Genomic DNA, 14235 nt, shown 5'->3' with positions numbered 1-14235 from the left:
AATTTATCCCAATTTTATAAAGGCTCCATAACTTATTTATGGGGCTTTTTATTTATAGATAGCCCTGTTTGGACCGTCGAAAATACCCAAACACAAAAAAGCACTGAAGGGGCTCAGTGCTAATCGCGATTGATATGAAAGAATTGAGAAAGTCTACTGATCGAAGGGGGTAATCATGCGCCATCCCAACTGTAACGATACGGCACAATGGTCAGATAAATCTTGTCCCGCCTTGTTTTGAAAAAGATGCTTTTGAACTTGATAGTCCTTTGCTTCAAAAACAATACGGTTATTATTACGGTAATAGATCTTATCAATTCCTTCACAATCATCCGTTAAATCCAATGCAGCCCGAGCTGTAAAGTCTTGTTTATGCGAGGGTATTTCACCGTTATTTTTCAAATTTACCCAAGCATCCACCAGCGCTAACTCACTCTGAAAAGAAACAATATTATCCAAGGTGTACGCATAATGAGCATTAAAATCGCCCATGATCAACAAAGCTTGCCCTGCGGAATGCTTTCGAATATAATTTTTCAGTTGATTCAAATTCTTCTGGCGGGCCACCGTTGCATCGGGATCATCTTGAGCTGTCGCATGCACATTGTAAACATCAATAAAAACCTCTTTCGCCAGCTGGATTCTTGCATACGAAAATCCTTTAGGAGTCAAACAATCCGATCCATTACAGTCCTTCCAGCTCACCCGTTCAAAATCCTGTATAGGATATTTTGACAGTGTGCTCAATCCATCGCCGAAAGGTACACCGCCCATATTTTCAGTTCGATAGCTATGCTTGTTTCTACTGTACAAAAACTTATTATAATTAAAATCCTCCTGCACATTGACAATATCAAAAGAATTTATTAATTCACCGATCGAGGTAATGCTCGAAGCCCTTTCGGTCTCGGCACTTGAAATCAATTCTGGAAGACCAGCAATGTTATAGGTCAATAAACTAAGCCGTCCTTCCCGTGCGTTTGGCATATCGACATAAACGAAATTCATGGGCCTCACTTCCTTAGGCTTCAATTTGAAGCCCAACATGACGCCCGCCGAAGCACAAACAGCTAAAATCAGAACCTTTCGGAGACCTTTGAGTCTAGTTTTCCTTTCGAACAATAAATCTAATAACATGGACTGAATAATTTGTTCATCCCAAAAATACCATTGCAACATTAGGTCAACTATACTCTAAAATTAATTTTACTTATAAAAATTATTGACAAATTATTAATAATTAACAATTTACAAACACTTTAATGATAAAAGATTAATATCTAAATAGCTTTTGAGTTACGCTTTTCAAATATTTTTATGAAACCCCTAATTAAAATAAAATGAGAAAGGTAGCCTTTTTTACAGAAATACTCGTTGAAGATTTCGACGGTGCATCTCGCACAATGTTTCAGCTCATAAATCGTATTGACCAACAAAATTTCAGTTATTTCTTTATTTACGGTGGCGGTCCCACACAATTCCGGGACTTTCTTTCTTACAAAGTTCCCACATTTAAAATACCTGTCAATGATGATTATTGTCTGGCTATTCCGCAGCTCATCAAAAAAAAGCTCGAACTGGCATTGGATGAATTTGCACCGGACATCATTCATATCGCAACCCCCTCGCTGCTGGGCTTCTTTGCATTGAATTATGCCAAACGTAGAAATATACCCGTATTAACCATATACCACACACATTTCATCTCCTACATCGCATATTATTTCAAAAATATATTGCCTCTGGTCAAGCCCACAGAACAATGGATGAAACGTGCAATGAATAATTTCTACAACAAATGTGACATCATCTATGTTCCGACAAAATCTATCTTAGCTGAACTCCAGCAGATCGGCCTTCAACAGGACGGATTGAAGCTCTGGCAAAGAGGCATTGATACGCAGCTATTTACACCTACGAAAAAGAATATGAGTTACATCCAACAACTGACCAAAAATGGAAAACCAACTGTGCTATTTGTAAGCCGGATCGTTTGGGAGAAAAATATCAAAACCCTGATTGACATTTACCAGCAAATACAAGCTCAAAAACTGGACTATAATTTTATTGTAGTCGGCGAAGGAACCGCAAAGTCAACTGCAATGCAGGAAATGCCCGATGCTATTTTTCTGGGAAAAAAGACACATCAGGAACTTGCCATACTGTACGCATCAGCAGATGTCTTTGTCTTTCCTTCGGTTTCAGAAACTTACGGCAACGTTGTTGTCGAAGCATTGGCTTCGGGTCTGCCCTGTGTGATAGCAGATGGCGGTGGTTCAGCATCGCTGATTCAGCATGGTGTAAGTGGATTTAAATGCCAGCCCGAAAATGCGGCCGGATATGTATACTATGTAAAGAAAATCCTGTCTGACGCAGCGCTAAGAAGAAGCTTGATTACAGCGGGACTTTCTTATGTCGGCCAATTAGACTGGTCACGGCTATCCCAACAATACTTTGACGACATCGAATTACTGGCCGATAAAACACAGGACACAGACCTCGCATGGGCAAATTAACAACATTCCCTCGGTTAATCAAAGCCGTCTTTCTCATGTTGATCCTAATTTCCATGGTAATTTTCCTAACCCACAGCGATCTTTCCGCCTTGAAAAGAGAACTGTCAACTATTGGTTATCGCTTTATCATTATCGTATTGACAACTTTTGTAGCCTACTTCTTCGGAACACTGGCTTGGTGGGTTTGTCTGGGAGCCTCGAAAAAAAAGATCAACCTGATCGAGCTTTTTGCAGTGCGTCAAATCGGTGAAACAGTCGGACTCTTCAATCCCACCAGCATCATCGGCGGAGATCTGCTTAAAGCCCAATTGCTAACCCGTTATGATATCCCATTACAGCAAGGGCTAAATGCTGTCACCATCTCCCGTATCACGGCCATACTATCACAATTAAACCTTTTCTTACTTGCAATGATCTGGTTGATGTTTTCTCCGCTAAAAAAAGAAGTTATCCGATCTACAGGACCTGCGGTCTATGCCGTCTGTGCGATACTAATATTGTTTGTCATTTTTATATTCTATTGGCTCATATCCAGCAAAGCACCACCAGCACAAGTAGTCGATACATCACTTCTATTGAAAGCGAAAAATCAGATCCAGAAGTTACTTTGGAGCACAAAAGACTTCTACCAGCAGCAAAATAAGGTATTTTGGTATTCCTATTTGCTGTTTGCATTACATTGGTTAATTGGAAGCCTTGAATTCTACCTGATCTTAAAATTTATGACTGTTGATATCAAACTAATCCATGGGTTAATCCTGGATATGAGTGTAATTATATTTAAAAGTGCAGGTGCATTTATTCCGGGGCAACTTGGCGTTGAAGAAATCTCAAACAAAATACTACTTAGCATGATCGGAATTTCAGGTGGAAGCATCTGGCTAAGTGTTTCCCTCCTGCGCCGTGGCCGTCAGCTACTCTGGACTGCAATTGGAGTAATATTTTATCTCTGTATCAAAAGAAAAAATCTACATGCTACCGTCTGAAATAGAAATCTTATTTGTTAGCCACAAATATCCGCCCGCGGTCGGCGGAATGGAAAAACAGAGCTTTGAGCTCATTAATAATGTGGCACTCTATCTAAAAGTACATACAATCGTTTATGATAATAAAGAATCCATTCTGACTTTTTTCTTTCATTTGAACCGACGTATCGTATCGAAAATCAGCGACAACCCCCGCATTAAGCTCATTCATTTTAATGACGGATTAATTGCTGCTTTGGCATCTTTTCATAAGGGATATGGCCATCTCAAAAGAATCGTCACCCTTCATGGCCTTGATGTCGTTTTTCCATTTCCTTATTTTCAACGTCGGATAATCCCCCGCTTCAATGTATTTGACCGCATTATAACAGTGAGTCAGGCAACTGCCCAAGCCGCTCAATCACGTGGAATTGATGCCTCCAGAATCTTGGTCATCCCAAACGGTGTGGATCCGGCCCTTCCCAGCACTGCTGTAACACCGGAAAATGGCCTGGATTTTATCGGAACTGAGTATCGTAACTTAAGCGGAAATGCTACGCCTCTGCCTTATTTTATCACCTTAGGAAGGCCTGTAAGACGCAAAGGGTTTTCGTGGCTTATGGAACATGTCATTCCTGCAGTTCAGGGTAATTTTAAACTTGTTATGATAGGGCCGTTTGATCATAACCCTACGCCGACGGAACGTTTACTCAACTTATTGCCCAACAAACTTTATCATCTGTTTACCCTATTTCTTGGATATCCAACAGATCAACAGAATATGCGCAAATTATTGAAGGCATATCCGGAACAAATCCAGCATCTGGGAAAAGTTTCCATTGCTCAATTAAAGCAGCTGCTCGCAGGAGCCCAAGCTTTTCTGATGCCCAATATCCAGGTACCGGGGGATATGGAAGGTTTCGGATTGGTCTGTCTGGAAGCATCTGCTGCAGGCACCATCGTTGTCGCCGCCGAACTGGAAGGGATTACTAGCGCCATTACACATAATCACAATGGACTTCTGCTTGCTAGCCGGGACGCTCATGCATGGATAACGCAGTTACAGTCCATTTTAGACCATCCAGATCATTATGAAAAACTGGGGCAGAAATTCAAATGCAATACGAGCAAAGAGTTCAGCTGGGACATCATGGCCAGAAATTACGGTCAGACCTTCGTCGAACTGTGCCAAACCCTTTAACAAAAGAATAGGTTTAGTGCTTCGACAAATGAAGAATTCGTTCGTAATGATATTTTACCGGTCTATAAAAGATGAGCTGCATCATCGCAATTGTAAAGAGAACAAGGAGTGCCGGAAACGAAAAAAAAGTAATTGTTATAAATAGCAAAACCAGAAATAACCGCAGCATTTCGAGAGGAAAAACCCATTTTTCATGCTCCAGCAAGCCACCAACACAAATGACACTACACAGGATAAAGAGACCGCCCACCAACAGCTGTACACTGTTTTGGTAGTTGCCGTAAAGCAAAAAGAAAAACAGAAGTCCCATCGTGGATATGGATTGGAAGAAAATATATCGGCTCAGATTTTTTCCATGAACCCGAGTCTTGGTTCCCGCAAAGATCTTCTGCTCCAATTCCTCCCGAATTTCAGGTTGTATATCATCAGGGCGACCAAATATCGTACGCATTTTGTTTTTAAATCCCACCGCACGCTTAAACGACAGCCCTATTTCAAAGAGATAGTGAAAATGCTGCCAAAGAAAAGTATACCGATGAATTGGTTTGGTTAATCCATAGACGCAAGGCTCCGCTCTTTGTTCAGCAATAAAAGTTCCGAACATTTTATCCCAGATGATCAAAATATCACCATAATTCTTGTCCAGATAAATCTCGTTACTGCTATGATGTACACGGTGATGTGATGGAGTGACAAGTATTTTTTCAAAAATCCCCAGATTACCCACCGTTTGGGTATGGGAGAAAAACGGATATACTCCATGCACCAATAGGATTGTGGTCATCATAAAAGGCGGAAAACCCAAAAGCGGAATAAAAGCCCAGAACAAGGAGCGAAATACCGCCTGAAATATGGTAATCCTTGCAGCAACAGTAAAATTATAATCTTCGCTTTGATGGTGGACCACATGCGCCGCCCACAGCAGGTTGATCTCATGACTATATCGATGATACCAATACCACAAAAAATCCGTAAATAGAAAAAGTATGATCCAAGTCCAAAGGTTGGCTTCGATATGGAAAATCGCAAAGTTCTGGTAGACCCACGCGAAAAAAAAATAGAACAGGCTAACAGAAAACATATCGCACATACGCTCAACAATGCCAACGTTTAGATTAGAGATTGATTCATCAAATGTATAATATCGCTTTTGTTTCTTCAGACTATACCAATATTCACATAACATCAACACTAAAAACAAAGGGATAATAAAAGCTAAAAAATTAAGTCTTCCTGTATACATGCGGCCTTCTTTTGAACTAATAACTTCTTTGTAACGACTAGTTTATAGACGTATAATCTTAAAAAATATTTTATTATTTAACAATCAATTTCAAATCAGGTTTTTATTTTATGCCTTTCTGGAAATAAAAAAGCCCCCAAAAAGTGAAATTCCTTTTGAGGGCCAATAAAACGATATAAAATTTTGCGTCGATGGTTTCTGGTCCACACAGCGGTTAGTGCACACTGGACATATCGATCTGCGTCTTGCCCTGTTTGATCATCAGTACAAAAGGTACACAGATCAAAAATACAACCCCCAAATAGAGGAATACATCCATGTAAGACAGTACAGTTGCCTGCTTCATGACATTCATGTCCAGTATTTGATGCGCTTTGGCCAATGCCTCATTTGAAGCAAAGCCTTTCGCCTGAAAGCTCATCTGCAGCTGCTGTACACGTTGCTGTACCTCAAACTTACTCGGATCCAGATTGGAAACTAAGTCAACACGGTGCTTTTGAGAGTCACGCGCGATAAAAGTTGTGATCAGTGCAATACCAAATGAACCACCCAGCTGACGCATCATACCCGTAAATGCCGCTCCCTCACCGATGGATTTACCATGAAGGGTAGACAGGGATAAAGTCATTACAGGAACAAATAGCAACCCCAAACCTACCCCACGAAGGATAAGCGGCCAAAACATATGTTCAGATCCTGTATCGTTTGTCATTAGACTATACATCCAAAAACAAAACCCAAAGAAGATGCTCAATCCAACAGCAACCATATACTTCTGCGGAACACCATTCTGGATCATTTTACCAATAAATGGCATCATGATCCCAGTCATAATCGAACTTGGCAATAGCAATAGACCTGCATCCGTTGCCGTCCAACCCAATATCGATTGCGTATAAATCGGGATAATAAAGGTCGATCCAAATAAGCCGAAACCAAGGATAAAACTCATTACCACCCCTACCTGTAAATTCTTATCACGCAATACCCTCAGGTTAACAATAGGTTTGTCATATACCAGCTCCCGCCAGATAAAGAACAATAGTCCAAATACAGATAATATGGACAGACCTAAGATTAATGGGTCATCAAACCAATCATCCTGTTGACCATGTTCCAGTACAAACTGCAGTGAACCAATAAACATAATTAAAAAGATCACGCCGAACCAATCCACCTCTTTTGCCGATTGCTTTTGGCTATATTTCGGACTACGCACAAAGGACAAGGTCAGCAAAGTAGCTATAATTCCCAATGGTACATTGATGTAAAAAATATAAGGCCAGGAGAAATTGTCTATGATATAACCACCCAGAGGCGGGCCCAATGTAGGTCCAATAATAACCCCCATACCGTAAATAGCCTGTGCCATACTACGTTTCTCTTTGGGGTAACTTTCTGTGATAATGGTCTGTGCGGTCACTAGTAAAGCGCCCCCTCCCATTCCTTGCAGGAAGCGGAATGCGACAAGCTCCCAAATATTGGTTGCGTTTCCACACAAAAATGAAGATATTGTAAATATGACAATTGACGCCGCAAAGTAATTACGTCTTCCAAACTGTTGGGACAACCAACTTGTCATCGGAATCACAATTACGTTAGCAATGGCATAAGCCGTAATAACCCAGGCCACGTCTGTCAATGTTGCCCCTAACGATCCTTTCATATCGTTTAAGGCCACATTCACAATCGTCGTATCCACGATTTCCAGCAAGGCACAGAGCACGGCTGTAATCGTGATGACTACGCGTCGAAAACCATATTCAACCAGACTATCTTGTTGATTTAAATTTTCCATAGTTATTGAACATGCACATCTACGTCAGCATTCATGCCCGGTCTGAGCAAAGCAACGTTTTCAGCTTTATTATCTTTTGTCAATTTGATTTTTACCGGCAAGCGTTGTACTGTTTTTACAAAGTTACCAGTTGCATTGTCCGGAGGCAATAAAGAGAAACGTGACCCCGTCGCCGGAGAAAAGGAATTGACCTCACCTTCAAATTCGATATTTGGATAAGCATCTACCTTAATACCTACTTTTTGACCGGGTTTCATTTTTTGCAATTGTGTCTCTTTGAAATTCGCAACCACCCAAGTTTCAATATTATCAACAATATAAAATAAAGACTGCCCCGGGTTGATCATCTGACCGGGCTGCACCTTGATATTCGATACCTGACCATCAACAGAGGCTAGCACAGCAGTATAAGACAGATTTAATTTTGCAGCCTCTAATTGCGCCTTTGCCCGCTTTATATTCGCCTCAGCAACAGATGTCTGTTTAGAAGCTACGGTAGTCTTACTTACGATGGCATTCCGTTGTGAAGCGCTTGCGTTGCGCTGTTGTTGTAAGATTTCCACTTGTTTATCCGCTTCTAATTTAGTTGTTAAAGCCTGCTCATATTGCTGCTTTGTGATGGATTGATTATTATATAGATTTTGGTAACGGATATAGTCGTTGTTCGCTTGTTTCGCACGGATACGTGCTGCCTCAATGCTTCCTAAATTTGATTGAATCGTTGCGTCTGAGATCGCTACATTAGCAGAAGATGCCGAAACATCCGCCTTTGATACATCAAAGCTACTTTCAGCAGCAGCCAATGCCGCTTCCGCTTCGTCCACACGGACCTGATAATCTTGGCTTTCAATCGTAAACAAAGTATCCCCTTTTTTCACCAAATCATTGTCCTTGACGTAAACCTTGGAAATAAATCCACCCACACGCGGGATAATCGGACTCATATTCTTCTCAACCTGCGCATCGTCAGTGGTCTCATGCGCTTGACCGTGCAAATATTTATAACCTCCGTAAGCCCCACCGAAGATGACCAAAGCGGCCAGAATAATTGTGAATTTTTTATTTGTACCTTTTTTTTCAGGTGCGTTTTCTACTGTATTTTCCATGTCTAGATTAATTGCTATTTAATATTTAATGACCCATTTGCCAACAGTAAGTCATAGTATTTTTCAATTGTATTTGCTTTGCTGATTGCCAGATTTATTTTGCTCTGAAGCTGTTGAACATCTGCTGTCAATAAATCATCCGTATCCGCAATGCCATTATCATACTTATCTTTTGTGATACGGTAATTTTCAACGGCCTGATCTAATGCCTGACGGTACACCACATCTTGTTTTTGTGCCAGCATATAGCTTTCATTCGCCTGTTGCACCTGAACTTTTACCCGGTCATTGAGCAGTTCTAGGTTCTCATCAATTTCCTTGATCCGGTTCTTAACGACATTCACCTCTCTCTTATTCTTATACAAAGAACCTATATCATAAGATATTCCAACACCTACCATGGCAGCGTTCGTTACCGTAACGACTTTCTGCAGACCAAAAGCATTGTAACCGGCGGTTGCCGAAACTGTAGGCAATGTGGCCGCTTTTGTCACTTTTAACTGATCCTCCGCAACCAAGCGCTGAGACTCCATGGACTTCACATCAGAACGTACGGTCTTGGCAGTTTCGTAAGACGCCTTCAAACCTAAATCTAGCCCATTCACTTCACCTAAATTGATCTGATCCAATTGCGTATCTTCGTCAATTTTCAGAAAATTAGCCAGTTGATAATTGAGCACCTTAATATTTTTCTGCGCTTCCTGAAGCGATACCTGATAGTTTGATAGCTGCAATTCCGCTTTTAACAGGTCGTTTCGCGCGATCAAACCATTGTCCAACATCGCTTTAAAATCTGAAACCCGTTGCTCAGACTGCTTGATATTTTCAGCAATCAACAAATTGGTTTGCTGCGCCTTATACAAGCTCAGATAGAGATTTACTGCGCGGATAGCTAATTGTTCTTTACTAGCAACAGCGTTCCATTCCTCGGCTTTTAGCACATCTTTTGCAATATCAATTCCCCCTTTGATCCGCCCACCTGTATAGATTGGCATACTCACAGAAGCCTGTCCCAACCACAATTGATTTGCAGCGATATCCGGTGCGGAGCCCCCTTCACCCAGTGCCAACTTTAGATTAACATTCGGCGTGGTCATCGCCATATATTGCCCGCTCAATTTTGCATCAGGAAGCTGTTTCGATTTGGCACTTTCGACCTCAAGCTGTCTTCCCAATATTTTGGTATCGGCAGTTTTCGCTTCCACACTTTGGTTTGCAGCCATGTGAATTATTTCTTCCAAAGTCAAGTGTTTGTTGTCTTGCGCCAGCAAACCCAAAGGACTTAAAAGCAATAAAGCACTTAAATTGGCCAACTTATTTTTCATATGTCAATAAAGCTTTAATTGTTTTCTGTATGAATTCTGTTAACGTTGTTTCTATATATTGGCCATAACCTTCGTCATCGGCTATTCCTAATTGATCCTGTAAAAAGACCTGATTCATCTGAAAGTTCATAAACGTCCCCATCATCATGGAATGAATCAAAATAGGATCATTACCCGCTTTAAATACCCCGTCTGCTATACCACCATTAATAATGGATGCAATGACCTCCAAATTGTGAATTTTTAATCTTTTGAAAGCATCCGAAATCAGCATCCGCTGCTTTAAGGTACTTTCAATTGCAATAACACGATAGAGTTTCCGATGAGAGCTCATCGATTTAACATACCTGTCCACCATCACGTCAATTTTGTCAAGCGCATTGCCGACTACTGAGAGTTCATCCACATTGATCATGAAATCTGGAACGCGCCATTCAAAAAAGGTATCCAGTAGCTTATCTTTTGAGCCAAAATAATAGTTGATCATAGCCACATTAACATTTGCTTCATGTGCGATATCGCGTACGGAAGTTCCATCAAAACCTTTTGTCGCAAAAAGTCGCTCAGCTGCAAGGAGGATATCTATTTGTTTATCGTTAAATTCCATGTAAAAACCCTTAACTTTTTATAGCTAATTCCACCTGTTATCCAACAGATAAAATCGTCTTTTGTTAAATGCGGGACAAAGTTAAACAAACGTTTAATTTAAACAAGTGTTTAATTATTAAATTTATGTCAAAAAATACAGCAGAATATGCTACACAAAAAAGCTAAATGACCACAATAAATTGATTTACAGCAAGACACCCCGTAAACACAAAAACCATTTAAAGGATCTTTAAATGGTTTTTGTATCGTTTTTACAACAAAAAAATACGATAAACTGGTCACCCAATTCATCTATCAAACAAATAGACGACAGATCAGGCTAAAGGCTATCCAAGTTTTTTTTCGGCAGGTCTAAAATACCAGGATACCCCAATTAGAACCAAATAAAGCAAAGCTGGAGCCATTAAACCAAAAGCATCCCCTACCATAAGATGAGAATACAACGCTCCGGTTGCCGTAAAGAAAATACCAGCATAAGCCCATTCCTTCAATAGCGGTCTCTTTGGTGACAGCAGGGCGATGACAGCCAAAATCTTCCAGAGACCAAGCAGCGGTAGTATATAGTGGGGATAGCCCAAATGATCTACATTTTGTACGCCACCAGCACCCTCAGTTTTGATACTAAAGACCTGTATGATAGCGGTAGACATCAATCCCAAAGACAACCATGCCGTTGCGACCCAATAGATTATTTTATCTCTCTTTTTCATCATTATTTTTATTGTTTAAATAGTATTTAAAATTAGCCAAACCAATATCCTGATGATCGACTTTGACCCCCATATAATACGGACTATCCAAATCGGATTCTACGTCCAATAATTTTGCGAATAACGCTTTCGATTGTGCCATATCTTGCATCGGATAGCGCACTGTTTTAATTCCTTGATTCATTGATTATATAATTTTGCCTCCTCTTCTGGATTTTCAGCAACTCCCGTTTTTATGGCTACAACTCCACCAACTATTTGTTATGCAATGTATTACAAAACCACAACCCAAACCGGCGATCCATAAATAACAAGGCTTCACTACGTGTAGCTATTTGACTACAAAAATACATGTAGTTATTTGACTACAAAATATTTTTTGTCTTTTTTTTCAGATTAATGTAAATTCGAGTAATTTCTATCCCAAAGTGTTTTCTAAGCATACTGCGGATTGAAATGCCAATTACATACAGCAATACCAGTATTCAACATAAAACAGCATTTGATTGAAAATTTATCTTTTTACACTATTCATGAGCCTATCGCTGCTTTCAGCAGCACAGCCCCGGCATATAAGGCTAATAGGCGCTGTTTCAGCGGACAATTTCGCTGCGTATTTTAATACAGATACGGTACAGCTGAGCCAGCTAAATACGAGCAAAACACCTGCAGGAGTTTTTGTTGCTTACAGAAAAGCTGATACACTTAATTTCAAGCATGAATTTTATCAGAGCTTTGAAGCTGAAAATTACATCAAGGTTGGATTGGCATTTTACGCGAGAAAAGGAAATGACTACCAGCTGTCCTTCAAGAATGACAATGCGTTCTTTTGTGCTTCGTGCAATAATATGAGTTATTATAACGTAAATGCCAGCCGCGATACCGTAAGCATCTCGATTTCGTGGGGGCCGAATGCGCATGGTCGAAATGAGGGTTATTGTTTTGTCTATAGACCGGCGACAAAACGCTGGCAATTGGCTGAACGAGATAATTCCGGATCGGATGACGAAGGTACAAGCAGCAGCGAATATATGACCTATTCTAAAAACGTCAAGGTTTATCTAGACGACTACGATGCTGAGTCCTTATCTTATGATTCCACAGTGGTAAGCAATCAGCGGATCGCTCTGAGCTACAAGCCCGGAGACTATGCTACTCTCCTTCGCTCGTTAAAAGAAATACCTAAAAATAGCCTATTTCTGCTACCTAAAGTTTTTAACGAGCATACGGCAAAATATTTTATGGAAAATGGTCTGGACGAAGACCAGCCTGACAATACAAAGCCAATTCATGGTAAAAATGTCCTTTCGGCCAATGAGATCGGTTATTTTCTGGAGCAGGCGAATCAGCTGGATGCGGCGCAAGTTTTTTTAGATAAAGTAATTGAGCGTTTTCCTGAACGTGAGGTTGCCTATTTAAACCGTGGCGATGTGTTTTTCAAAAGAGGGCAATCTTCTTTCAAGCAAGCTGTCAACGATTACCGCACCTACGTTGCACTCATGAATAAACGCGGTCTGCAGGCAAAAATTCCACAACGGGTCGTCAAATTTCTGAGCACACATTAATCTTGAAGAACTTGCCAGCTCCTAATTTAAGATCCTATAAACCATTTCTTTGAGAATCTCCTCACTATTGAAATTGCTGGGCACATTGACGCCCTTTGATTTGAGGTCAGTCTCTTTGAGGACATTCAATACATCAAAAGTTTTTCGGCGGTTGTAATTTCGGGCAGCCAGTTCATACTCTTTCAAGAAAAACGGATGCACCCCCAATTCTTTCGCGGCAATGGATTTATCAATGAGATAATGGTATTTTAGTATTTTGGTGAAATAAGTAGCCACCTGTCCGACCACCATCACCAGCGGGTTATTCTTTGGGTTTGCCACAAAATAATCCACAATCTGATAAGCTTTCAAGGCGTTGCGCTTTGCGAGCGCGGTGTTGAGTTCAAATACATTGAAGTCTTTTGAAATACCGATATTACGTTCCACATCATCTACGCTGATCTCCTGACTTTTCGGAACATTCAGCATCAGTTTATCCAATTCATTGGATACCTTGGCCAGATCATTGCCGAGATAATCCGCGATTAAAGCCGCTGCCTGCGGATGTATTCGCCAGCCGGCATCTTTAAGATATCCGCCGATCCAAGGCGCAACTTTATCATCGTATAATTTAGCCGCATCGATCACCAATCCAGCCTTCTCAAACACCTTGTATATTTTCTTTCGCTTATCGAATTTGCCATGCTTATAGCAAAATACCAAGATAGTTGTTGGTGTCAGATGTTCCAGATATTTCGTCAACAGCTCCTCCGTATCCGATTTCCATTTGAGTTCCTGGGCTTCCTTTACAATAATCACCTGATAATCGCTCATCATTGGATATCGTTTGGCGGCATTGACCACTGTGGAAATATCGATATCCTTGCCGTAAAAAACAGATTGATCAAAGCCTTTTTGCGCCTCATTCAGCACTGTCGATTCCAGTGCATCTGCGATGGTATCAATAAAATAACTTTCCTCCCCCTGTAGCAGATAGACCGGCTTAAAAGATCTGTTCTTGATATCGGATAAGATCGGATTTATGTTCATGTAAGCGAAATTACGATTTTACCGTCAAATCTACAGCAGTAAACCGATCAGAATTCATCCCGACGTTTGATCTATTTCGGTAAAAGAGATCTAACCAATTGATTAAAAGAAGCAATTATAAAGACGAAAAAAAACCGCTTGGGGAATCTTATGATTTCCCTTTTTTTG

Annotated in this window: 13 protein-coding genes; 4 read left to right on the top strand and 9 right to left on the bottom strand. The window is 40.6% G+C overall.

Annotated features, from left to right (window positions below; translation table 11 throughout):
• Window positions 1-153: 153 nt before the first annotated feature.
• Window positions 154-1137, bottom strand: coding sequence for an endonuclease/exonuclease/phosphatase family protein (locus G6053_RS10355; RefSeq protein WP_165306381.1), 984 nt, complete (start codon window positions 1135-1137; stop codon window positions 154-156).
• A gap of 203 nt (window positions 1138-1340) precedes the next feature.
• Between G6053_RS10355 and G6053_RS10350 the strand changes: the two genes are divergently transcribed.
• The 3 genes from G6053_RS10350 to G6053_RS10340 are packed head-to-tail and all read left to right on the top strand — an operon-like array spanning window position 1341 to window position 4682.
• On the top strand, window positions 1341-2516 hold the full coding sequence (locus G6053_RS10350; protein WP_121121659.1) for a glycosyltransferase family 1 protein: 1176 nt from the start codon (window positions 1341-1343) through the stop codon (window positions 2514-2516).
• Window positions 2517-2551: 35 nt separating this feature from the next.
• Window positions 2552-3502: a lysylphosphatidylglycerol synthase transmembrane domain-containing protein gene (locus tag G6053_RS10345; protein ID WP_206531917.1), complete on the top strand. Its 951-nt coding sequence runs from the start codon at window positions 2552-2554 to the stop codon at window positions 3500-3502.
• Window positions 3489-4682 carry a glycosyltransferase family 4 protein gene (locus G6053_RS10340; RefSeq protein ID WP_165306379.1) on the top strand — a complete coding sequence of 398 codons (1194 nt, stop codon included), beginning with the start codon at window positions 3489-3491 and terminating at the stop codon, window positions 4680-4682. The genes G6053_RS10345 and G6053_RS10340 overlap by 14 nt, the downstream gene beginning before the upstream one ends.
• Before the next feature lie 13 nt (window positions 4683-4695).
• Here the strand turns inward: G6053_RS10340 and G6053_RS10335 are convergent, their stop codons facing one another.
• The 7 genes from G6053_RS10335 to G6053_RS10305 all read right to left on the bottom strand — a co-directional run bounded on the left by G6053_RS10335 (window position 4696) and on the right by G6053_RS10305 (window position 11657).
• Window positions 4696-5925, bottom strand: coding sequence for a sterol desaturase family protein (locus tag G6053_RS10335; RefSeq protein ID WP_165306378.1), 1230 nt, complete (start codon window positions 5923-5925; stop codon window positions 4696-4698).
• 214 nt (window positions 5926-6139) lie between these two features.
• Window positions 6140-7723 carry an MDR family MFS transporter gene (locus G6053_RS10330; RefSeq protein ID WP_165306377.1) on the bottom strand — a complete coding sequence of 528 codons (1584 nt, stop codon included), beginning with the start codon at window positions 7721-7723 and terminating at the stop codon, window positions 6140-6142.
• 2 nt (window positions 7724-7725) lie between these two features.
• Window positions 7726-8829 (bottom strand): HlyD family secretion protein, encoded by a 1104-nt coding sequence (locus tag G6053_RS10325; RefSeq protein ID WP_165306376.1) that lies wholly within the window; start codon window positions 8827-8829, stop codon window positions 7726-7728.
• A 14-nt stretch (window positions 8830-8843) separates the two neighbouring features.
• Entirely contained in the window at window positions 8844-10154 is a 1311-nt protein-coding gene (locus G6053_RS10320; protein WP_165306375.1) for a TolC family protein, read from the bottom strand.
• Window positions 10144-10761, bottom strand: coding sequence for a TetR family transcriptional regulator (locus G6053_RS10315; RefSeq protein WP_108632180.1), 618 nt, complete (start codon window positions 10759-10761; stop codon window positions 10144-10146). Before G6053_RS10315 ends, G6053_RS10320 begins: the two co-directional genes overlap by 11 nt.
• 328 nt (window positions 10762-11089) lie before the next feature.
• Complete coding sequence (locus tag G6053_RS10310) at window positions 11090-11476, bottom strand: DoxX family protein (protein WP_241254977.1); 387 nt, start codon at window positions 11474-11476, stop codon at window positions 11090-11092.
• Window positions 11457-11657: a hypothetical protein gene (locus tag G6053_RS10305; RefSeq protein ID WP_108632182.1), complete on the bottom strand. Its 201-nt coding sequence runs from the start codon at window positions 11655-11657 to the stop codon at window positions 11457-11459. The genes G6053_RS10310 and G6053_RS10305 overlap by 20 nt, the downstream gene beginning before the upstream one ends.
• Before the next feature lie 322 nt (window positions 11658-11979).
• Here G6053_RS10305 and G6053_RS10300 point away from each other — a divergent pair, with 322 nt between their 5' ends.
• A complete protein-coding gene (locus G6053_RS10300) occupies window positions 11980-13038 on the top strand; it encodes a hypothetical protein (protein WP_165306374.1) in 1059 nt (352 codons plus the stop codon).
• A gap of 21 nt (window positions 13039-13059) precedes the next feature.
• On the opposite strand, the gene holA is transcribed toward G6053_RS10300, so the two are convergent.
• Window positions 13060-14067 (bottom strand): DNA polymerase III subunit delta, encoded by a 1008-nt coding sequence (holA, locus tag G6053_RS10295; protein WP_108632184.1) that lies wholly within the window; start codon window positions 14065-14067, stop codon window positions 13060-13062.
• Between the last annotated feature and the right edge of the window lie 168 nt (window positions 14068-14235).

It is taken from the genome of Sphingobacterium sp. DR205 (assembly GCF_011064245.1).
GTDB classification, from domain to species: Bacteria; Bacteroidota; Bacteroidia; order Sphingobacteriales; family Sphingobacteriaceae; genus Sphingobacterium; species Sphingobacterium athyrii.
This window is presented reverse-complemented; position numbering and strand designations above follow the sequence as displayed.

Excerpts from the sequence above, each read along its gene's own strand:
- G6053_RS10355 (WP_165306381.1), bottom strand. The coding sequence starts at position 1,137 with ATGTTATTAGATTTATTGTTCGAAAGGAAAACTAGACTCAAAGGTCTC.
- G6053_RS10350 (WP_121121659.1), top strand. The coding sequence starts at position 1,341 with ATGAGAAAGGTAGCCTTTTTTACAGAAATACTCGTTGAAGATTTCGAC.
- G6053_RS10345 (WP_206531917.1), top strand. The coding sequence starts at position 2,552 with ATGTTGATCCTAATTTCCATGGTAATTTTCCTAACCCACAGCGATCTT.
- G6053_RS10340 (WP_165306379.1), top strand. The coding sequence starts at position 3,489 with ATGCTACCGTCTGAAATAGAAATCTTATTTGTTAGCCACAAATATCCG.
- G6053_RS10335 (WP_165306378.1), bottom strand. The coding sequence starts at position 5,925 with ATGTATACAGGAAGACTTAATTTTTTAGCTTTTATTATCCCTTTGTTT.
- G6053_RS10330 (WP_165306377.1), bottom strand. The coding sequence starts at position 7,723 with ATGGAAAATTTAAATCAACAAGATAGTCTGGTTGAATATGGTTTTCGA.
- G6053_RS10325 (WP_165306376.1), bottom strand. The coding sequence starts at position 8,829 with ATGGAAAATACAGTAGAAAACGCACCTGAAAAAAAAGGTACAAATAAA.
- G6053_RS10320 (WP_165306375.1), bottom strand. The coding sequence starts at position 10,154 with ATGAAAAATAAGTTGGCCAATTTAAGTGCTTTATTGCTTTTAAGTCCT.
- G6053_RS10315 (WP_108632180.1), bottom strand. The coding sequence starts at position 10,761 with ATGGAATTTAACGATAAACAAATAGATATCCTCCTTGCAGCTGAGCGA.
- G6053_RS10310 (WP_241254977.1), bottom strand. The coding sequence starts at position 11,476 with ATGATGAAAAAGAGAGATAAAATAATCTATTGGGTCGCAACGGCATGG.
- G6053_RS10305 (WP_108632182.1), bottom strand. The coding sequence starts at position 11,657 with ATGAATCAAGGAATTAAAACAGTGCGCTATCCGATGCAAGATATGGCA.
- holA (WP_108632184.1), bottom strand. The coding sequence starts at position 14,067 with ATGAACATAAATCCGATCTTATCCGATATCAAGAACAGATCTTTTAAG.